Raw genomic sequence first — 21,400 nt, forward strand, 5'->3', positions numbered from 1 at the left:
ATACGTCCGCGGACACTTTATGTGTCCGCTGCGGACACCTTAAAAGCAATATATAAAGAGTAAGTTCTGTGTTGCGGAAGCAAGGTAACCAATAACGTAGGCGCTTCAGTGAAATCAAAAATGTAAGCGTGTTTAAAGGTAAGCTACTCAGGCGATTAAATAGAAGGATGAGATTCAAGTCTTGCCTGATAAAGTTTTCTTCTGTTTGCGAATAATTAATCAAAGTATTTAGTCATTAAATGATAATTATTAAGCCGAATGAGTAATAAAGAACATAATTCTGCCTTTATTTATCCGTTTTATAATACGTTAATGAAAGGGGGTTATATTATTTGCATAATCCGAGCACTTTACAACAACCCTGCGATTGAATATTTATTCACTAATACTGAGGTTTACGTTTACGTAAACTGTATTTTTATTTATGGCTATTTTTACAAAATGTTAAACTTGACACCAGTGTCATGAAAAAATAACGGTGAAAACACCGCTAAATGTTAATAAAAATGATAAAAAAGAAATCTTGCTATGAAGTGAGAAATATTCAAGAATGTGAATATGTATTCAAATTACTGTTGACTCTATTTAATATAGAGGCTAGTTTTGACCGGCTGTTAGCAAATCGTCGAGCAGTTCATTAACGCTAACAGTGCAGCAAGGGGAGGGGTCTATGTTATACGACTCGAAATTAGAGAAAGAAAATTGTGGTTTTGGCTTAATTGCCCAAGTTAATGGTCAGGCTAGTCACCGGCTTATTCGTACTGCTATTACAGGGTTGGATCGTATGCAACACCGCGGCGGTATATCTGCTGATGGTAAAACAGGCGATGGTTGTGGTTTACTTTTGCAAAAGCCAGATAGTTTTTTCCGTGCTATTGCAAGTGAGCATAATTGGCACCTTGGTAAAAACTATGCAGTTGGCATGATCTTTTTGAATTCAGATCCTGTTTTAGCACAAACGGCAAAGCAAATTCTTAGCGAAGAATTAGAAAAAGAAACGCTAAATATTTTAGGCTGGCGCGAAGTGCCTACCGATCCATCAATGCTAGGTCCAATTGCGGTGCAACAGCTACCTGGTTTTGAACAAATTTTTGTAAGCGCGCCTGAGGGTTGGCGTTCAAAAGACTTAGAGCGTCGCTTATACGTAGCGCGCCGTCGTGCTGAAAAACGTTTAGCAGACGATGAATCATTTTATATTGCAAGTTTATCCGGGTTAGTGACTATCTATAAAGGCCTTATGATGCCTGCTGATTTGCCTAATTTTTATTTAGACTTAGCTGACATCCGTATGACCAGCGCAATCTGTGTTTTTCATCAGCGCTTTTCAACAAACACACAGCCTCGTTGGCCACTAGCTCAACCTTTTCGCTATTTAGCGCATAATGGTGAAATTAACACCATCGAAGGTAATCGTCAGTGGGCTCGTGCTCGTTCGTATAAATTTTCGTCGCCACTTATCCCAGATTTACAAAGCGCGGCGCCATTTGTTAATGAAACTGGCTCAGATTCGTCAAGCCTCGATAACATGTTAGAGCTATTTCTAGCGGGTGGCATGGATTTATTCCGTGCAATGCGTATGCTTGTGCCACCGGCATGGCAAAAAAACCGTGCCATGGACGACGATTTACGTGCATTTTACGACTTTAACTCCATGCATATGGAACCCTGGGATGGCCCAGCGGGTATTGTTATGTCAGATGGTCGTTTTGCAGCCTGTAACTTAGACCGAAATGGTCTGCGTCCTGCGCGTTATGTAATCACACAAGATGGTTTTATTACCCTGGCTTCTGAAGTCGGTATTTGGGATTACACAGCCGATGAAGTGGTTGAAAAAGGCCGGGTTGGTCCAGGTGAATTACTCGTCATAGATACCAAGTTGGGTAAAATTTGGCATTCAGATGAAATAGATCAAGATTTAAAGTCTCGCCATCCTTATAAGTCGTGGCTTGAAGAAAATGTTAAGCGTTTAACGCCTTTTGAAGAGTTAAAAGAGCAAGATGCAGGCAACCGTTCATTTGACGACGAAACGTTAGCTAAATATCAAAAAATGTTTGGTTACACCAACGAAGAGTTGGATAGCGTTATTCGTGTAATGGGTGAAAACGGGCAAGAAGCAACCGGTTCTATGGGTGATGACACACCTTTTGCAGTATTGAGCGAAGGGCATCGTTCACTTTATGATTATTTCCGTCAAAAATTTGCACAAGTCACTAATCCGCCAATTGATCCCCTGCGCGAAAATCATGTGATGTCTTTGGCTACTTGTATTGGTAGCGAGCAAAATGTGTTTAACGAAACAACAGGCCACGCTAAGCGCTTACAGTTTGATACTCCAATTTTGATGTATGCAGACATGCAGCAGCTACTTAACGCAGATGAAGCGCACTACAGCTATTGTAAAATTGATATTACTTACACTGTTGAGGAAGGCTTAGAAAACGCAGTTAAACGCATTTGCGATAAAGCAAAAGAAAAAGCAGCTGCTGGCTCTATCATGCTTATTTTAACTGACCGTAATTTTGATGATGTAAACCTACCTATCCCTGCTGCTATGGCCGTAGGTGCTGTACAAAAGTGTTTAGTTGATAATAACTTACGTTGTGAATCAAACATCATAATTGAAACAGGAAGTGTAAGAGACCCGCATCAGTTCGCTGTGCTGCTTGGATTTGGGGCAACCGCTATTTACCCATACCTAGCGTATGAGTCGTTAGTTGCGATGAGCGACAGCAAAGTCATTGATAAATCTTATTGCGAGGTAACCCTTGCTTATCGCAAAGCGGTAAACAAAGGTTTATACAAAATAATGTCTAAAATGGGCATTAGTACAGTCGCTTCTTACCGTTGCTCAATGTTATTTGAGGCAGTGGGTTTATCTGATGCGGTTGTTGATATGTGTTTTAAAGGTGTGGCTAGCCGCATCAAAGGTGCATGTTTTACAGACTTTGATGACGACCAACAAAGCCTACACAAGCTAGCACTAAGCAAGCGTAAGTTACTTAGTCACGGCGGTTTATTTAAATATGTACATGGTGGTGAATACCATGCCTATAACCCAGATGTAATTCAAACGCTGCAAGTAGCAGTTCGCTCTGGTGAATATAAAGATTACAACGAGTATGCAAAGCTTGTTAACAATCGCCCTATTTCAACATTGCGTGACATGCTGGCACTTAAATTACCAGAAAATGGGATTAGCATTGATGATGTAGAGCCTGCAGAAGCGCTTTACAAACGCTTTGATTCAGCTGCAATGAGTATTGGTGCGTTATCGCCTGAGGCTCATGAAGCACTAGCAATTGCAATGAATCGCTTAGGTGGCTGTTCAAATTCAGGTGAAGGTGGTGAAGATAAACTTCGTTACGGAACAGAGAAAAATTCACGTATTAAGCAAGTGGCTTCAGGTCGATTTGGTGTTACACCGCATTATTTACGTAGCGCAGATGTAATACAAATTAAAGTGGCGCAGGGTGCCAAACCTGGTGAAGGTGGACAACTTCCAGGTGAAAAAGTAACACCTTATATTGCTAAACTTCGCTATTCGGTACCTGGCGTGACGTTAATTTCACCGCCACCACATCACGATATTTACTCAATTGAAGATTTAGCTCAGCTAATTTTTGATTTAAAACAGGTTAATCCAAAAGCACTTGTATCAGTAAAACTCGTTTCGGAACCAGGTGTTGGCACTATCGCAACGGGTGTAGCTAAAGCGTATGCCGATTTAATTACTATATCGGGCTACGACGGTGGCACAGGTGCAAGCCCGCTTACATCTGTTAAATATGCAGGCAGTCCATGGGAATTAGGTCTAGCTGAAACCCAGCAAGCTCTTGTTGAAAATGGTCTTCGCCATCGCATTCGTTTACAAACTGATGGTGGTTTAAAAACAGGTTTAGATATTATTAAAGCTGCTATTTTGGGTGCTGAAAGCTTTGGTTTTGGTACAGGCCCTATGGTGGCGTTAGGGTGTAAATACTTACGTATTTGTCATTTAAATAACTGCGCGACCGGTGTTGCAACGCAAGACGAAACACTTCGTCAAAAGCATTACCACGGCTTACCTGAAATGGCGATGAACTACTTTAAGTTTATTGCACAAGAAGCGCGTGAAATTATGGCAAGCCTAGGAGTTGCAAACTTAACTGATTTAATTGGTCGTCTTGATTTACTTGAAGCAATTGAAGGCAAAACAGCTAAACAGAAAAAGATAGATTTATCTGCTGTTATTGCACAGCCAAATAATCCAACAGGCGAGACACTGTTTTGTAGCGCACCAAATAGTTCACATTATCTAGGTGAGCTAAACGAAAGCCTATTAGGAAAGGCGCAAGAAGCGATAGATGCTTCAAGTGGGATTTCATTAGTAAGCCGAATTTGTAATACAGACAGATCAGTTGGCGCAATGTTATCAGGCTATATTGCTGATAAACACGGTAACCAAGGTATGGCCGCCGATCCTGTTGCCATTGAGCTACATGGCACGGCGGGTCAATCGTTTGGTGTTTGGAATGCAGGTGGCCTTGAAATGACCCTCGTTGGTGACGCTAATGACTACGTTGGTAAAGGCATGGCTGGTGGTAAGCTAGTAGTACGTCCACCTGTGGGCTCATCATTTGAAAGTCATAAAGCAACGATCATTGGTAACACGTGTCTATACGGTGCAACGGGTGGTAAATTGTTTGCTGCAGGTTGCGCAGGCGAGCGCTTCGCAGTACGTAACTCAGGCGTTCAAGCTGTTGTTGAAGGCGTTGGAGATAACGGCTGTGAATACATGACCGGTGGTGTAGTGTGTGTGCTTGGTAATGTTGGCGTTAACTTTGGGGCTGGGATGACGGGTGGTTTTGCCTATGTTTTAGATGAGCGTAACGATTTTGAAAAACGCATAAACCCAGAGCTTGTCGAAGTTGTGACATTAGAAGCATTAACGTCACACCAAGAGCATTTACGTGGCTTAATCGCTGAGCATTTAGAGCTAACTGGCTCATGCAGAGCGGAAAGCATCTTAGCTAATTTTGAGCTTTACTTACCTATGTTTAAATTAGTAAAACCTAAATCAAGTGACGTAAAAAGTTTACTCGGGCACCGCGCTCGCAGTAGTGCCGAACTACGTGTTCAGGCGCAATAAGGGGGCAGTATGAGCGAAAATGTATATCAATTTATAGACGTGCAGCGTGTAGACCCACGCAAAAAACCAATTTCGTCACGTAAAAAATCATTTGTAGAAATTTACGAACCCTTTTCAGAAAATCAGGTTAACTCTCAAGCGGATCGTTGCTTGGATTGTGGTAACCCATACTGTGAATGGAAATGTCCGGTACATAACTACATTCCACAGTGGCTAAAATTAATACGCACAGGGCGTATATTAGAAGCCGCAGAGCTTTCTCATCGAACAAATAGCTTACCTGAAGTGTGTGGGCGAGTTTGTCCGCAAGACCGCTTGTGTGAAGGTTCATGTACGCTTGATGAAGAGTTTGGTGCCGTAACGATAGGTAATATTGAAAAATATATTACCGATACGGCGTTTAAAATGGGTTGGAAGCCAGACATGTCTTACGTGACATGGACGGATAAAAAAGTGGCTATTATTGGTGCAGGCCCCGCGGGTTTAGGTTGTGCAGATATTTTAGTTCGAAATGGTGTTAAACCTGTCGTGTTCGATCGTCACCCAGAAATTGGTGGGCTACTCACATTTGGTATTCCATCTTTCAAACTGGAAAAAGAAGTAATGCAAAAACGCCGTGAGATTTTCACTGAAATGGGCGTGGAGTTTAAGCTGAATGTTGAAGTAGGTGTCGATATCACTATGGATGATATTTTAGCTGATTATGATGCAGTATTTTTGGGCGTGGGTACGTATCAAAGCATGCGTGCAGGGCTTGAAAATGAAGATGCCCCGGGTGTTCACGATGCGCTGCCGTTTTTAATCGGTAATACTAACCGTGTTATGGGCTACGATGAAACGAATCAAGCCTATATTGATATGGCAAACCAGAAGGTAGTTGTATTAGGTGGTGGTGATACTGCCATGGACTGTGTGAGAACCTCTATACGACAGGGTGCCGCAAAGGTAACGTGTGCATACCGCCGTGATGAAGAAAATATGCCGGGCTCTAAGCGTGAAGTTAAAAATGCCAAAGAGGAAGGAGTTATATTTACATATAATGTCCAACCTAAAGGTATTGTTCTAGACGATAATGGCCATGTTGCAGGCGTAAAAATGGTTAAAACTAAACTGGGTGAGCCTGATGCGAATGGTCGTAGCCGCGCAGAAGAGGTAGCCGGTTCAGAGCATATAATTGACGCAACGCAAGTGATCATGGCGTTTGGTTTTAAGCCACACAAAATGGACTGGTTAGAAAAGTATGATGTAGAAATAAATCACTGGGGCGGTATTAATGCACCAGAGCAAGGCGAATTCACACATCAAACAACTAACCCTAAAATATTTGCCGGTGGCGATATAGTGCGTGGTTCAGATTTAGTAGTAACTGCTATTTTTGAAGGCCGCAATGCAGCTGAAGGCATTATGGATTATTTAAAAGTTTAACTTAATTAGCCCAGTAATTCATAATTCAAAAGCAAGCCACGTGGCTTGCTTTTTTGTGCCTTTAACTAATTAATACCAATCCGCAATAATACTTAATCATTTTGCGGGGCTAACGGTGTCGCTAATTGCGTTAAAAAATCTTATTTACCGACTGCATGGATGCAGAAGGTAGAGCTATGCAGGAACAAGTGCTGAGTACAGATAAATAGCGAATTTATTGCCAAGTATCAATACGTTTTCACAGCCTCTAAATAGATCACTTAATTAAGCAAATTGGTATAAGTATCACTTATTTTTAACTTTAACTATTTTAGTTATCGATAATAATTTGGTTAAGTGAACAAAATATACTAATGCGTAGTTTTAAAATTCATAAAGTTATAATTCGCTTAAAAGGTACCAGTATTAATTTTTCATGAGTAATACTTTAATCTTGATTTAACTGCTGAAAAAGGAGAGTATTGAGTGTTACTAAGAAAAATTAGTAGCAGCCTTGCTGAAAATTAATTCAATAATAAAAGAAAAATCGCGCTTACTATGCATGAATATTCAAACAACCCAGAAAGAAAACTGATAGTTAGGTTTTTTTCATCAATAGGCTTTATTGCTACTTTTGTGATGGCTTGCATAGCCTATTCCAACAGCGATTATTTCTTATTTTTTACCTTACTGTGTTCCTCATTTATTTATGCGTGGGCATTTAGTATTTATAAATCGGTAGAAAAATCAGCCAGTGCAATACTTTATAATTTATATGCATTGATGATTTACCTGGTTTTAACTGGAGGCGCGCAGGGAACCGGCCCTATTTGGATTTTTATCGTTTCGCCAGTTACGTTTTCGATTAGAGGTTTAAGACGCGGTATTTTTGATATTTTATTATTTTTACTCGCCGTAGTTTTGGCCTTTTATTGCGCTCATACTTTCAGCTTTTATGACTACCAACCCAGTCAGTTCCCTTATCGAATTTTGTTCTCATTTATTATTGTTGCAATGTTGAGTGGTTTTTATGAAAACTCAAGGGAAAAATATAATCAAAAAATATTAGCACTAAGTAAAAAAAATGAATTGTTAGCGACGATTGATCCTTTAACGGGTTTACCTAACCGGCGCTACACCATGAATAAGTTAAAAGAATTTAAATTAGCTCTCACCAAAGAGCAAACACCGTTTGTACTTATTTTATGCGATGTAGACAACTTTAAAAAAGTTAACGATGAATACGGGCATAGCTTTGGTGATGAAGCCCTTATTCACCTAGCAAATATTTTAAACCAACATACTCCAAATAATGCCGTTGCATCTCGCTGGGGCGGGGAAGAATTTTTGATTGCCATTCCGCATGTATTTAATGCAAAGGGTGAAGAAATTGCAAATAAAATTCATGCTGCGTTAAAACAATTTCCGGTTAATACATCTTCTCAGAGCTTGAGCTTGACGATAAGTATGGGGGTTGTTCAATCCCGTGAAAGTGATTCTATAGATCTCGATATCAAGCGCGCAGATGAATTGCTTTATAAAGCAAAAGAGCAAGGTAAAAATAGAACTTGCTCCGAGTAGCTTTATTGCTATTCCATTGAGAATGAATCAAGCGTTGGCTTTACCTTAGCAATTTGCCTTTTTAAACTCATATAACAAAATACATTACACAGTATTTGAGCCAGCAAAACACATGTACAACCAACAATGAAATTATTTAAGTTATCATTTTGGTTACTCGTTAAATTGTAAATGCTTAAAGTTATTTCAGTAAGCAAGGTAATATTTAAAAAAACCATCAAGTGTTTTTTAAATTGTGTGTGTTTATAGCGGCTAAATAGGGTTAGCAATATACTCATTAAAACTAGCAGCCAGCTTATAATCATAAAAGTTAAAGCAGAATCACTTAACATAAAACGCCTTATTTAAAATTGAAATCACGTTATGCAGTTAATTAGCTTTAATTTACACATGCGCCTTTATTAACTCTTTTGCGTTCGCTTTTGCTGTTTTACTTATATTGTCACCGCCAAGTAATCTTGCTATTTCGTCGACCCTACCGTCTTTTGTTAGTGCCAACATGTTGGTAAATGTTTCACCCTTAGCAATTTCTTTTGCTACAAAAAATTGCTGATGTGCACTACTTGCAACCTGCGGTAAATGGGTTACACAAATCACCTGAGTCGACTTACCAAGTTGCCTTAATAGTTTGCCAACTGCAGAGGCAGTAGGCCCAGAAATGCCTACGTCTACCTCATCAAATATTAATGTTGGTGTTGTTACTTTTTGGGCAATAATCACCTGAATAGCTAGGCTAATACGTGAAAGCTCACCACCAGATGCTACCTTAGCTAGAGGTTGAAGGGGCTGTCCAGGGTTGGTCGACACTAAAAACGAAACGCTATCATGGCCCAAAATGTTGGGTGCACGTTCTGGCTCTTCAATAAGTGAAATCTCAAATACACCATTTTCCATGGATAGGTTTGCCATGCTTTCACTTATTAAGGTGTTTAAGGTGTTAGCATACCCTCTGCGACTAATACTTAGCGCTTCACTTGCTTGCTTGTAGTTAAGTAATGCATCGTTTATTTCAGAGTCAAGTTGCTCCAACCGCGAACTATTATTACTAATAGACTCTAGTTCTTGTGAAATTGACTGATGAAATTCAACTAATGCCTGCGGTTTTATATGGTGCTTGCGGGCTAAATCCATTGCGCCACTTAACCTGTTTTCTATTTCAGTTAAACGCGCAGGGTCTAAATCAACCTGTTCTGTATAGTTACGGATTTCTCTGCTAGCTTCTTCAACCTGAACAGCCGCTTCTTCTAATATTGTAGCGACACTGGCTAAGCTTTCATCATATTGCGCTAAATCTGCAAATTGCTGTGCACTGTGCTGTAATACAGAACACGCACTTTGCTCTTCGCCTTCATACAGGTATTGGAGCTCTTTTTGACATGACTCTAAAATTGTTTGGCTGTTACTTAACTTGTAATGCTCAGCCTCAACTTGCTCAAACTCACCTGCTTGTAAGTTAAAGTCGTCAAGCTCTGCCACTTGGTATTCTAGCAGTTGCTTTTGTGCTGCTTGTTGCTGTTGTTGCTGTTCTAAATGTTTAAATTCCTTTTGAAGGCTAGCAAATTGTTTATAACTTTCACTAACTTTGGTAACCAGCGCTTGGTGGCCAGCATATGCATCAAGGAGATGTAATTGATGTTCTGCTTTTAAAAGGTGTTGATGGGCGTGTTGTCCATGTATAGAGATTAAGTACTGACCAAGTTCTTTAAGCTGAGATGCAGTCACTGAGCTTCCGTTAATATAACTTTTGCTCCTGCCGTTCTTGCATACAACACGTCTGAGTAAGCAATCGTTATCAGGACTAGTTAGAAAGTGTTGTTCCAAAAATGCTTGAGCTAGCGGGAGTGCGCTTATATCAAATTGAGCGCATACCTCAGCTTTGTCTGCAGAAGGTCTTACCGCAGAGGCTTCAGCGCGCTCTCCAAGACATAATGAAAGTGCATCAATAGCAATAGACTTACCAGCGCCTGTTTCACCGGTAATGGCAGTCATGCCATTTTGCCACTCAGTGCTTAAGTTACTAACTATCGCAAAATTTTTAATTTCTAAACCAACTAACATACTGTTTATCCATCCAGTTAATTAACTGGTAATTTATACAGTGTTTAGCTTTTTTGCAAATTAATTTTTGATTATTTAGGCCATATTAGCATGTTGATTGAGCTGGTTGTTCGAGTCTTGACTTTCTGAAGAGTATTCATTTTCTGTATTATCAAGGGGTTGTGGTGTGTCATTCGTTTTTATTAATTCGATAAGGTTTGGTAATGCCTCTGAGTAAAACGTTTTGTTATACGAAATACCTTGCTGCGGAAGTTCAGACACAAAATACTGGATGTTTTCCTCCAAACTTTGGCCATTGCCAATTTGGTTAGCTTTGGTTAATTCGTTAGATAGTGTATTGATTAATAGGTCAGATACATCTTCAAGGGTTTGTAAATTCTCGTCCGTGTGTTTTTGAACAACAAAAAAGTTAGACACTATTGCTTGAATTCGCGGTGCGTATTTAGGACGAAGAATTTTTACCTCTACTAATTCATTTAATTTTGACTTTAGGCGTCCGCCAACTTGCGACACTCGTTCATTAAATTGTTTTTTTTGAGCTTCGATTGCTTTGCGTCGATTGCTTTCTATTTTTAAGTAGGTTGCTAAAAGGGTAATTAACAGTAGCAAAGAAAAAAATACGACATATGTCATTGCTATTTGTTCCTAAAAATTGGTGTATTGTTGTTATAAGCTGCATTTTGCGCTAAAGATAAACCTTTAGCAATAAAATTAGTATAAACGGCTGCCCCAATTTAATTTTGTACGTAAAACGTTGTAGTAAGAGTAGTTTTTTGGATGAATTAACCGCAATTTTTTATCCGCTTTTTTTATTACCACTTCGTCACCGGGTAAAACGGCGAGCACAACGTGGCTGTCGCAACTGACTTGCAAACTGTCCGTATTTTCTAAGCTAAGTTTTAGCCTTACTTCGTTATCGGCGTCGACAACTAAAGGTCGACTTGATAGCGTGTGTGGAAACATAGGTACTAAAGATATTGCATTTAATTCAGGCGTTAATATTGGACCGCCACCAGAAAGCGAGTAAGCAGTTGAGCCCGTTGGTGTAGATACAATTAATCCATCAGAGCGCTGAGAGAATACAAAGTCGCTATTTATAAATGCCTCAAATTCAATCATGTGGGCCACTTTATCGGCATGCAATACAGCTTCATTTACCGCTAAATTTGCACTTTTTAGTTCATTGTGGCGATAGACTTCTACTTCCAATAAAAAGCGGTTTTCTTCTATAAACTGGCCACTCAGAACATGTTCGAGGCTAGCTTCAAAGCCTTCAGGATCTAAGTCGGTTAAAAAGCCGAGGTTTCCTCGGTTAACGCCAATGACAGCAATGTTGAAACGAGCAAGCACACGCGCTGCTCCCAACATATTACCATCACCACCCACAACGATTGCCAGGTCAGCGTGTTCGCCCAAATCCACTAGTTTAACAAGGTTTTCTTTGGGCACATCGACTAATTGCCCACCTGTTCGCTTTTCAACAATAACTTCAAAACCAAGTGCCAGTAAAAATGTATGCAAGCGCTGAAGCGTTGCAGCAGCTTTCGGATGATTTGGTTTGCCAATAAGGCCAATAGTTTTGAAAGGAGAATCCATAATCTGCACACAATAAGTTTTAATAATTGTAGAGTAACTCAAAAGCAAAGTGTTTGAAAATACAGATTTTAACTAAATGAGTTTGATTCAATTTAGTTTAATTTTTTTGTTTTATATTGCTTAACAAAGGCACGCATGACTTGAAATAACATTAAATGCCCCGATATTAGTTTCATGCAACAAGATGTAGATAACATGAAACTAAACCCGCGCGATCAGCAAATATTCTCAGCTGTAATGAACATGTACTGTAATGGTGAGGGGTTGCCCGTTCCATCAACAAAAATTGCTAAGCTAAAAAGCATGGCTGTGTGTTCAGCAACCGTTCGTAATGCAATGGCCCGTCTTGAAAAAGTGGGTTTATTGTACTCCCCTCATACTTCTGCAGGACGTGTCCCTACAGATGAAGGGTTTAATTATTGGTTTGATGAGTTTTTTCCGTTATCAGATATTGCTAACTACTGGCAGCCAGAACAATCCCAGCTAGTTGAATTAGCACATGGCTTGAGTCAAAAATACCAGGTGTGTTGTTGTGTTGGTTTGCCGCAAGTGAGCTCACAGCATGTATTTAGAGTCGAGGTACTTGATTTTGATTCTACTGATTGGCTTATTTTGTTGATAGACCGGGCAGGGCAAAGTCATAATATTTGTATTGATAAGCCACATGATGCCTCAGATACGGTTCGCTACCAATTTGCAACATGGTTAAATACAGTGTTTAGCCAACAAACATTGATGGAAGGCTTGTACAGAATGCAAGCAATGGCAAACACCGCGCCTAAAAACTGTCACGACTCGCTCACTCAGTGGACACGACAGCTAAGTCAAAAATTAGGCTCAGACAACAGTATCGTCGTAGGTGAAAACTACCTCTATAAAAAAATAAATTGTGAAAAGAGTTTAAATATTGGGGTGTCGTTTTTGAACTTTGTTGAAGACGCGCTGGCATTTAAAAATGGTGTATCGGTGATCAGCGGTAAAAAGCTTCCGTTTAGTGAGTGTAATGATTTAATAACCATCAGCGTCCCGTACTTTCAAAATCAAGAATACCAAAGCCGCTTTTGTATCATTTGCCCAAAATCAGCGCAAATAGAACAAATAATCCAAGAATTTAAATTAATTGAGACATCAAACTCTTGAATCTTTTTATTCAATCCCCATAATTACCGCAGTTGAAAAGAATTGGAGCACGTATTTTATGTCTGAGCAGACACAAAACCCAGAGCAAGAAGTAGAACTAAACGAAGAAGTAGCTCAAATGGAAGCTGACGTTGAAGCAGCGGTAGAAGCTGCAGAGCAACACGAAGCAGATCAAGAGCAAAGCCCTGAAGCTGAAATTGCGATGCTTTACGCAGAGCTAGAAGCTGCTAAGCAAACTATTGCAGATCAAAAAGACGGTGTTATACGTGCCGCTGCCGACGTTGATAACATTCGACGTCGTGCTGCACAAGATGTAGAAAAAGCACACAAATTTGCATTAGAAAAGTTTGCAAACGAATTACTACCTGTAATTGATAACCTTGAGCGCGCTATTGAGTTTTCTGATAAAGAAAACGAAACGTTAAAGCCGCTGCTTGAAGGTATTGATATGACGGTTAAAAGCTTTAACGATGCTGTTGCTAAATTTGGCGTTGAAATTGTTAACCCACAAGGCGAGCAATTTAACCCAGAGTTCCATCAAGCAATGTCAATTCAGCCAAGCAACGATGTAACACCTAATACTGTATTGGCAGTAATGCAAAAAGGCTACACATTAAATGGACGTTTATTACGCCCAGCTATGGTAATGGTTTCAAAAGCAGCTGATGCTTAATTTAGCTCTTTATAAAATTTAAAAAATGCCTCAAATTGAGGCATTTTTTTTGTCTTTTTTATAATGAATTATCTGCACTAATATAGTCAGTAGCACGGCGCTAAACATGAGGCTAGAAAATGGTACCGAGCTTTGAGCATGCATAACAGCAAGAATAGGACCCACCAAGGCACCGCTGCCAAACCTAAGCGTACCAATCACGGCAGTCGCTGTGCCGGTGTTTTTTTCAAATTTCATGAGTATTAATGAATCGGCATTACTGGCAGTTACGCCTAAACTCATCATTAATGGTGCGATTGCAGCGACTATATAGTAAAGCGATAAATGCAAAATACTAAAAGTTAAAAGGCATAGCCCTGATATAAAACCGCACACCAAGCCAATATATAACATTTTGCGTGAACCGATACGGGGCACAATGCGTGTATTTAAAAAGTTACCAAACATCAATGCCATTACGTTAAAGGCAAATAGTACCCCAAACACTTGCTCCGACACTTTGTATAAGTCTAAATAAATAAAAGGCACTGAGGTTAAAAAGCAAAAAAAGCCAAACGAGACAAACATTGAGCTTAAAATATCTGCGCGTGCATCGGTATTGCTCAAAACAGTTTTATAACTGTCAAAAAACAGTGCTAAACCTTTCTTTTCGCTGGTATGAATAGGTATATCAATTAAATATATTTGCACAAACACAAGGATTATAAAGCTGTAAGCTGCTAATACTAAAAATATGGTAGACCAAACAGAAAATCCTAAAATAAATGAGCCCACAGATGGTGCTATTAATGGTGCAACCATCATGATCATCGATACATACGACATACCTTTTGCCGTATTTTGCTGATAAATATGCCTTATTATCCCTGGCACAACCACCGTAGCTGCAGCGCCAGTAAAGGCTTGTATTGCCCTTAGTGCCCAAAAAGTATGGATTTCTGTTGTAAATGCTAACGCGGTAGAGGTTAATCCAAATAACGTTAAACCAATTTTAGCCAGTTTTCGACGGCCAATTTGATCCGCTATTGGGCCAAAAAACAACATGCCTAACGAGTAACCTGCTAAATAAATGCTGAGCGATATTTGTACGTTTGGCATACTTGTTTGTAAATTATTCGCAATGACCAACATTGCGGGTAAGTACATATCAATTGCAAGGGGCGTAATAGCAACAATACTGGCTAATAAAGGCAATAAAATACGGGTATTAAAAGACGTAGACGAGGCGCCCATACATAAACTCAAGGTAACTAAAACAAGGGCTATAGTGTAGCAGGGCATTGTATATGTATAAACTTAGTTTAGCTGGTAGGTTACTTACTTCATCGCAAAGCACTTCACTTAAACCAATGATTTTAAACTGGCACTGTGTTTGCTATCCTAATTGCAGTATAAATGACTTAAGGTAATACAATGAAAAAATTGGTATTGGCACTAATAGCAACGGCTGTTTTAGCTGGGTGTAAAACATCGCCAACAGGGCGAACTCAAATAGCGCTTTATTCAGATCAGCAAATGAGTGAAATGGGTACTGCGAGTTTTGCTGACATGAAAAAAAATCAGCCAATTAATAAAGATCCAAAAACCAATACATATGTAAATTGTATTGCTAATAAAGTAATTGCCGTTCTACCTAATGAGTATGCATCTCAAAACTGGGAAGTGGTCGTGTTTGAAGATGACTCAGCAAACGCCTTTGCTTTGCCTGGCGGTTATATTGGTGTCCACACTGGGTTACTTAAAATAGCGACTAATCAAGATCAAGTAGCTACCGTTTTAGGACATGAAGTAGGGCACGTAATTGCAGAACACTCTAATGAACGTGTGTCACAAAGTTCATTGTTAAGCACGGGAATGCAATTGGGGAGTGTTGCGCTAGAAATGGGTAATGTGCAATACCGCAATGAAATTATGCAAGGGCTGGGCTTGGGCGCTCAATATGGTGTGGTTTTACCGTTTAGTCGCTCACATGAATCTGAGGCCGACACCATAGGTTTAGAACTTATGGCGCAAGCAGGGTTTAATCCTAAAGAGTCTGTAACACTTTGGCAAAATATGAGCCAAGCGGGCAGTGGTGCAACGCCAGAATTTTTGTCTACTCACCCAGCACCAACGAGCCGTATTGCAAATTTGCAGTCGCAAATGAGTAAAGCGCTTAGCGAGCAAAAAAAGGCTAAAGCACAAGATAAAAATCCGCAGTGTAAGCTTTAAAAAAACCTTACAAACTCGTTTAACATTAGTTTGCGAGCCTACTTCAATTAACTTGAAAATGAAAACATGTAGTTTGAAGTAGGCTAAAAATAGGAAGATTCAAGGATGAAGAAAATAGTTGTAATAACTAGCGTTGTTTTGATCAGCTTAATTACAGTTTTTAGTGTATTATCCAGTAAGGGTCCAAATTCAACCTTGCTTACACCAACAGAAGACAATGTTGATATTAAAAAGCCAAAAGTTAATTTTGGGAATAACACAAATACCAAAAAAATTTATGTTAAACAGCCATTTCCTACTGATATCCCGAATAAGGCTCAATGCAAAGAACTAAATTATGAACAGTATCAGCTACGAGATAATAATGAGCGTGATATTGAACTCAAGGCTTCACAAGCCTTTAAAAACGGGTATACAGCAAAGCAGGTCGCCGAGGCCATATGGTTTTCGAGCTACTGGTCAGTAGCTAAAACTTGGTATGATAAAGCGGCATTAGCAGAGTCAGTTGAAAAGCTGCTTCCGATTTTACAATCAATAACGAATAGTGAAAGATTAATCGCTCAATACGATTATGTTAACGCACCTGACTTAAACATAACAACTGTTGTCGATTACACAGACTCTTTGGATATGCTCTGGAAAAACTTGCCCACAGATACGCTTTACAAAAAGGTCAGCTCAACAAATACCTCTGCCGTTGAAATTTTTAACGAAATTGAACGGACTTTTTCAGAAATCCCATATGATGTCCTTAACAATAATCAACTTTCTCCTTTAAATTCAATTTTAAATCTGTTGTTGACTAAACAGCAGTTACAATCCGCTATTATGCTTTTGCAGCGTTACCCTGATTTAAAGTTATCAGATGTAAACTTCGATAATAAATTAGCATTGAATTTTCTCACTATTATAGGTGGTGAAGATTATGAAATTACTAATCCAACAGATCATAAATTGTTCTTAACTCTTTTAGGGTTATTAGATAAGCAGGTTTATTATCAAAAAATTACACATCCCTGGTTTAGTAACGAAGAGGTTAATAAGGGGGTTGAGAAATTAAATAACGAAGGAATAGTTATTAAAATCGTTTTAGTCGATGATATAGAGAAACCGAGTCCTATATTGCAACTGAACATAAAAGAATACAATTTAACTGGCGAGCAACAACTGGACCTCAAAAAGTGTCAATCAACGACGGATTGGCTTACAAGCCGTGAATTAACACCCAATGAAATTGAAACATTTAAAGACCAGCCTTTCATTGCAAAGATTAAATCTTCACCTGAATTTAAGCACTGTCAAAATAAAAAAGCTTTACAGAACTCACCGTTAATAAAAAGTCAGATGACTTCAGTGAGTAAGATAATTAATCAAGCAATGGCTGATCAAAGCTCCTCGTTGGAGGAGCTCGATTTAGAAAACTTAGATTTACCTATTTTGTTACCTGAAGCAAAATCTATTTTAGCAGTTATTTTTGCTCGAGATTACCTGCAAGCAACTAGCTTAAATGAGCAAGAAATTATAGCTAGACTAAGTAATGTGGGTTTAAAACCGTCGAGTAGTCATTCGGAATTATTAGGAGGGTTGGCAGGATTAAAAGGGTTAACATTGTGGCTTAATTCATTAAATTTCGAGCAGTTAAAAGATGCGCAGAGTTTATTGAATAGTTTTGCAGCTAAAGGCGTTTTTGAACCCTTCGATATATTAAACACTAGGCTGCATGGTGTTGCTTTTAATACTGAGAATGAACTGGATCCTTTTTATTTTTTTATCCAAAATTATTCAGAACTTTCTATTCATTCCGGCAATCCAATTACCTATGAAAATAAGAAAAATAAAGCATTTATAGACTTTTTTACTCGCAATGGAGTTCGCATTGAACCGCAACACCTTCGAGCTGCATTTGCACTCAAAATTCAATCTAAAAAAAGCTATGATAGTCTGATAACACACTTTCCTGAGTTAGAAGTAATGAGCGGGGACGACTACTTCTCAGTTAATTGTCGGTAGGTTAATACTTGGATAAAACATATATTTTTGAACTTAAAAAAGTGCGAAATGGTTCGCACTTCTTAATTTACTTTGTTCTTTAAAAGGTCCATTCTAAATGAACTTGCGGAACGGTTTCTGTCACTTCAGTACCTAGCTTGTTGTGCCAGTATTGAAGCTCCATGCCTAGTAATAGTGTGTTTTCTTGCATTTTAAGGGCATGACCCATGTCCCACACTAAAATAGGTTGTGCGAGTACCCATGCTTCTACATCGTTACCAAATTCATCTTCTCGTTCAGCAATATACTCGGCGTGGCCTTTAAAGCTAAATTTTTGTGAGCCAACAGTAAAAGGGTATTCAAAAGCTACATCAAACATCCAGCTATTTGTTTCTATGGGGGCACCGCCTTTGGCGACACCTTCACTGTCGTCAATATAAGCTGTCACTATTGTTTGAAAAAAGTTAAATCCAGGTACATCCCAGCTTAACTTAACACCCGGCAGGTATTTCACCATTTTAGCATCACCAGCAATATTTATACCGCCAGTAAGGCCAACATCTAGTAACGCACCGGTGCCAATTTTTTCACCGCTGATTGCCGATAAGCTGACGGTTGAATACCACTCGCCGTAAAAATCACTGTCTTGATAGCCGTCAGTTGTATTGTCTTTACTGTAATCGATAAAAAAGAAGTTATCGCCGTAATCGTAACCTGATGCATGTTGAACAGAGTAAACTGTCGTATCAGACTTTTGCTCAGTAAAAGGGTTTTTTTGGTCGCCATTGTTAATATGTAATGCTGTGCTGCTCCAATTAGCGGCAAAAGCAGAAGACGATAACGCAATAGATGTAAGGGTAAAAAAGGAGAGTATTTTATTTAATTTCATAATTTGTATTTAGCTATAACTTGATTGACACGCGAAAGCGCGCATTATAGCAAACGTGATTAATATGTAGAGTAATATGTTGCAGCTTGTTTTTAAGCTGCAACAGGGGGGCAAAGGTTTTAAGCTTTATTACGACGCAAACAAATTATTGCAATAGCGGTAAATGCTAAAATGAAACAGTAATAAGACGATGTTGAGACTTCCCATGGGCTAATTTTAAACGTAGCGCCAAGTAAAAGTGCTTGTGCCCCATAAGGTAAAGAGCCCTGAGTTACACAAGCAAAAATATCAAGTAGGCTTGCAGAGCGTTTGCCACTAATTTGACCATCGTCAGCTAACTTTTTAGCAATAGGTCCCGCCACTATAATTGAAACGGTATTATTGGCAATACAAACGTTACTTGTCATCACAAGGGCTGCAATACCAAGCTGGTCAGCTACTTTGCGGTGCCATTTTGCAATAACTTTGGTAATGGCTTGAATTTTTTGAGCAATAAAATCAAGTCCACCATTGATGCGAATAAACTCAGAAAGACCACCAATAAACATAGAGAGTAAAAATATCTCCTGCATGTCGGTAAAGCCTTGATAAATGTCTTTTACAAAGCTTGAACCTTCGTAGCTACCGGTAAAGCCCATTAATGCAGCAAATATAATGCCGCTAAATAACACAACAAATACATTTAACCCTGCCACAGCTAAAACCAAAATAAAGGCATAAGGGAGTACTAACCAAATGTCGTAATCTTGTGTCTCAACCACTTGTGCTGCTGGAGTAAGGTAAAATAATAAACCTATAGTAAGAACCGCAGCGGGTACCGCTATTTTGAGGTTTTCTTTAAATTTATCTTTCATTTCACAGCCTTGAGTACGCGTAGCTGCAATTGTGGTGTCTGAAATAATTGACAAGTTATCGCCAAACATAGCACCAGATACAATAGTACCGGCCATAAGCGCAGGGTCTATACCTGTTTTAATCGATACCGCATAAGCTATTGGGCCAATTGCACCAATAGTACCCATTGATGTGCCCATGGCAGTAGATACAACTGCGGCTATTAAAAATAAACCAGGGAGTAGTAAAGCGGGCGGTATTAGTGATAAACCGGCATTAACGACTGCGTCAACACCCCCTGTTGCACTTGCTACCGCGGAAAATGCACCAGCAAGCAGGTAAATTAAACACATAGTAATAATGTTGTTATGCCCAGCCCCTTTTATAAAGGTTTCGACACACTGATTGACAGAGCCTTTATTAAGTATAAAGGCAAGCATAATGGCGGGTAATATTGCCACCGGTGCTGGAAGTTGATAAAAAGCATAATCAACCCCTTGAGATTGCAGGTATAAACCTGAACCTAAAAATAGGGCTACAAACGTTAATAGGGGTAGTAAAGAAAGTATTGCTTTATTTTTATTAAATGATGGCTGCATCATAATCCTCGAAACCAATTAATTACCACAGCCAAAAATTCCTCTTTTAGCTGAATTTAGCAAGACTAACTAGGTTGTTAAAAGCTAACAAATAGTAGAGCAATGCAGCGCCCGCAAGCCAAAGACCAAATCGACGCGAAAGAGAAGTTTAAATGTATAGATGGCTAAAGTAAACTGGTATTGTTATTATTCTTTTATTAAAGGCTTGACTGACTATTACATGACTTTTAGATAAAATCTACTAAGTAAGTTACTTTCAGTGATTGATGTTAATTCAGCAATATATACACTCAACATATATAAAACGATCGGTTTACGGTTTAAACAAAAATAGATTAAGGCATAGTGATGATTCGAATAGGTGTTTTTGGTGCTAATGGCAGAATGGGTTTAGCTTTATTGGAAGCCGCAACTATAAAAGAGCAAACACAACTAACAGGTGCCTATGTTCGCAGTGGGTCATCGCTAATTGGAGTTAATGTAAACCAAGTAAATAGTGCTGCCGATAAAAACGTCTGTTTTAGCGACGAAAACACACTCGAAAGTGTTGATGTTTTAATTGATTTTACCCTGCCAGAGGGTATGCGTAACCACTTAAAGCATGCAGTTGAACAATCCCTTCCATTAGTTATTGGAACTACAGGCTTAACGACCGATGACATGGCATTATTAGAAAATGCTGCTAAACATATACCTATTGTGTTTGCTCGTAACTACAGTGTTGGCGTAAATGTGTTATTGAATTTAGTTAAAACGGCAGCCACAAAATTTGGTGACGATTTAGATATTGAAATATTTGAAGCGCATCACCGTCATAAAATCGATGCGCCATCGGGCACCGCACTGGCAATTGGTGAGTCAATTGCAGATGCAAAAGGGTGGAACCACGAAGAGGTTGCTGTGTATGATCGAAGCCAAGTTGAAACTGAAAAATCTCAAAACGAAATTGGTTATTCAGTCCTAAGAGGAGGCGACATAGTAGGTGAACATACCGCATACTTTGCCACAATGGGGGAAAGGCTTGAATTAACGCACAAAGCAAGTTCAAGAATGACCTTTGCACTAGGTGCTGTAAGAGCTGCGGGCTGGTTGCAAAATAAACCACCAGGACTTTATGACATGCAAGATGTGCTCGATTTAAAGTAGTTTAGTATCTATTTTGGGTGTTTGGGTCTGATTTTAGCTAAAAGCACTTATTTATTATAATTTACCAAATAATGTTAGACCTAAAACACAACATCATGTAGTATACAGCCAATTTGCCAAAAATTACTAAATGCGTGTTTCCAATTATACCC

General features: G+C 39.1%; 14 protein-coding genes. 8 read left to right on the top strand and 6 right to left on the bottom strand.

The window, feature by feature from the left end; genetic code table 11:
• Window positions 1-670 precede the first annotated feature (670 nt).
• From gltB to ATS76_RS08205, 3 genes are all read left to right on the top strand, one after another.
• The gene (gene gltB, locus ATS76_RS08195) at window positions 671-5,128 is read left to right on the top strand and encodes a glutamate synthase large subunit (RefSeq protein ID WP_058551736.1); all 4,458 of its coding nucleotides are present in this window, start codon (window positions 671-673) and stop codon (window positions 5,126-5,128) included.
• 9 nt (window positions 5,129-5,137) lie between these two features.
• On the top strand, window positions 5,138-6,553 hold the full coding sequence (locus ATS76_RS08200; RefSeq protein WP_058551737.1) for an FAD-dependent oxidoreductase: 1,416 nt from the start codon (window positions 5,138-5,140) through the stop codon (window positions 6,551-6,553).
• Between the two features lie 537 nt (window positions 6,554-7,090).
• The gene (locus ATS76_RS08205; RefSeq protein ID WP_235590920.1) at window positions 7,091-8,113 is read left to right on the top strand and encodes a GGDEF domain-containing protein; all 1,023 of its coding nucleotides are present in this window, start codon (window positions 7,091-7,093) and stop codon (window positions 8,111-8,113) included.
• Window positions 8,114-8,497: 384 nt separating this feature from the next.
• Here ATS76_RS08205 and recN read toward each other — a convergent pair whose 3' ends face one another.
• The 3 genes from recN to nadK form a co-directional block, all read right to left on the bottom strand.
• Window positions 8,498-10,171, bottom strand: coding sequence for a DNA repair protein RecN (gene recN / locus ATS76_RS08215; RefSeq protein ID WP_058551739.1), 1,674 nt, complete (start codon window positions 10,169-10,171; stop codon window positions 8,498-8,500).
• Window positions 10,172-10,246: 75 nt separating this feature from the next.
• Window positions 10,247-10,804: a hypothetical protein gene (locus ATS76_RS08220; RefSeq protein WP_058551740.1), complete on the bottom strand. Its 558-nt coding sequence runs from the start codon at window positions 10,802-10,804 to the stop codon at window positions 10,247-10,249.
• A gap of 78 nt (window positions 10,805-10,882) precedes the next feature.
• Window positions 10,883-11,767, bottom strand: a complete 885-nt coding sequence (nadK, locus tag ATS76_RS08225; RefSeq protein ID WP_058551741.1) for an NAD(+) kinase — start codon at window positions 11,765-11,767, stop codon at window positions 10,883-10,885.
• A gap of 174 nt (window positions 11,768-11,941) precedes the next feature.
• Between nadK and ATS76_RS08230 the strand changes: the two genes are divergently transcribed.
• Together ATS76_RS08230 and grpE are read left to right on the top strand one after the other, a co-directional pair.
• Window positions 11,942-12,907 carry an HrcA family transcriptional regulator gene (locus ATS76_RS08230; protein WP_058551742.1) on the top strand — a complete coding sequence of 322 codons (966 nt, stop codon included), beginning with the start codon at window positions 11,942-11,944 and terminating at the stop codon, window positions 12,905-12,907.
• Between the two features lie 58 nt (window positions 12,908-12,965).
• Entirely contained in the window at window positions 12,966-13,580 is a 615-nt protein-coding gene (gene grpE / locus ATS76_RS08235; protein ID WP_058404323.1) for a nucleotide exchange factor GrpE, read from the top strand.
• Window positions 13,581-13,610: 30 nt separating this feature from the next.
• Here the strand turns inward: grpE and ATS76_RS08240 are convergent, their stop codons facing one another.
• Window positions 13,611-14,813, bottom strand: a complete 1,203-nt coding sequence (locus ATS76_RS08240; RefSeq protein ID WP_058551743.1) for a multidrug effflux MFS transporter — start codon at window positions 14,811-14,813, stop codon at window positions 13,611-13,613.
• 180 nt (window positions 14,814-14,993) lie between these two features.
• Here ATS76_RS08240 and ATS76_RS08245 point away from each other — a divergent pair, with 180 nt between their 5' ends.
• Both ATS76_RS08245 and ATS76_RS08250 read left to right on the top strand, forming a co-directional pair.
• The gene (locus ATS76_RS08245) at window positions 14,994-15,791 is read left to right on the top strand and encodes a M48 family metallopeptidase (RefSeq protein WP_058551744.1); all 798 of its coding nucleotides are present in this window, start codon (window positions 14,994-14,996) and stop codon (window positions 15,789-15,791) included.
• Window positions 15,792-15,896: 105 nt separating this feature from the next.
• Window positions 15,897-17,801: a hypothetical protein gene (locus ATS76_RS08250; protein ID WP_058551745.1), complete on the top strand. Its 1,905-nt coding sequence runs from the start codon at window positions 15,897-15,899 to the stop codon at window positions 17,799-17,801.
• A 79-nt stretch (window positions 17,802-17,880) separates the two neighbouring features.
• On the opposite strand, the gene ATS76_RS08255 is transcribed toward ATS76_RS08250, so the two are convergent.
• Both ATS76_RS08255 and ATS76_RS08260 read right to left on the bottom strand, forming a co-directional pair.
• Window positions 17,881-18,669 carry a hypothetical protein gene (locus ATS76_RS08255; RefSeq protein WP_058551746.1) on the bottom strand — a complete coding sequence of 263 codons (789 nt, stop codon included), beginning with the start codon at window positions 18,667-18,669 and terminating at the stop codon, window positions 17,881-17,883.
• Window positions 18,670-18,788: 119 nt separating this feature from the next.
• Window positions 18,789-20,102, bottom strand: a complete 1,314-nt coding sequence (locus ATS76_RS08260) for a Na+/H+ antiporter NhaC family protein (RefSeq protein WP_058404327.1) — start codon at window positions 20,100-20,102, stop codon at window positions 18,789-18,791.
• 348 nt (window positions 20,103-20,450) lie between these two features.
• Here ATS76_RS08260 and dapB point away from each other — a divergent pair, with 348 nt between their 5' ends.
• Window positions 20,451-21,248, top strand: coding sequence for a 4-hydroxy-tetrahydrodipicolinate reductase (dapB, locus tag ATS76_RS08265; RefSeq protein WP_058404328.1), 798 nt, complete (start codon window positions 20,451-20,453; stop codon window positions 21,246-21,248).
• The last annotated feature ends 152 nt before the right edge of the window (window positions 21,249-21,400 follow it).

Origin of the sequence: Pseudoalteromonas sp. 10-33 (assembly GCF_001469195.1) — a bacterium.
In the GTDB taxonomy this organism is placed as follows: domain Bacteria; phylum Pseudomonadota; class Gammaproteobacteria; order Enterobacterales; family Alteromonadaceae; genus Pseudoalteromonas.

Excerpts from the sequence above, each read along its gene's own strand:
- gltB (WP_058551736.1), top strand. The coding sequence starts at position 671 with ATGTTATACGACTCGAAATTAGAGAAAGAAAATTGTGGTTTTGGCTTA.
- ATS76_RS08205 (WP_235590920.1), top strand. The coding sequence starts at position 7,091 with ATGCATGAATATTCAAACAACCCAGAAAGAAAACTGATAGTTAGGTTT.
- grpE (WP_058404323.1), top strand. The coding sequence starts at position 12,966 with ATGTCTGAGCAGACACAAAACCCAGAGCAAGAAGTAGAACTAAACGAA.
- recN (WP_058551739.1), bottom strand. The coding sequence starts at position 10,171 with ATGTTAGTTGGTTTAGAAATTAAAAATTTTGCGATAGTTAGTAACTTA.
- ATS76_RS08240 (WP_058551743.1), bottom strand. The coding sequence starts at position 14,813 with ATGGGCGCCTCGTCTACGTCTTTTAATACCCGTATTTTATTGCCTTTA.
- ATS76_RS08230 (WP_058551742.1), top strand. The coding sequence starts at position 11,942 with ATGCAACAAGATGTAGATAACATGAAACTAAACCCGCGCGATCAGCAA.
- ATS76_RS08220 (WP_058551740.1), bottom strand. The coding sequence starts at position 10,804 with ATGACATATGTCGTATTTTTTTCTTTGCTACTGTTAATTACCCTTTTA.
- ATS76_RS08245 (WP_058551744.1), top strand. The coding sequence starts at position 14,994 with ATGAAAAAATTGGTATTGGCACTAATAGCAACGGCTGTTTTAGCTGGG.
- dapB (WP_058404328.1), top strand. The coding sequence starts at position 20,451 with ATGATTCGAATAGGTGTTTTTGGTGCTAATGGCAGAATGGGTTTAGCT.
- ATS76_RS08250 (WP_058551745.1), top strand. The coding sequence starts at position 15,897 with ATGAAGAAAATAGTTGTAATAACTAGCGTTGTTTTGATCAGCTTAATT.
- ATS76_RS08260 (WP_058404327.1), bottom strand. The coding sequence starts at position 20,102 with ATGCAGCCATCATTTAATAAAAATAAAGCAATACTTTCTTTACTACCC.
- nadK (WP_058551741.1), bottom strand. The coding sequence starts at position 11,767 with ATGGATTCTCCTTTCAAAACTATTGGCCTTATTGGCAAACCAAATCAT.
- ATS76_RS08200 (WP_058551737.1), top strand. The coding sequence starts at position 5,138 with ATGAGCGAAAATGTATATCAATTTATAGACGTGCAGCGTGTAGACCCA.
- ATS76_RS08255 (WP_058551746.1), bottom strand. The coding sequence starts at position 18,669 with ATGAAATTAAATAAAATACTCTCCTTTTTTACCCTTACATCTATTGCG.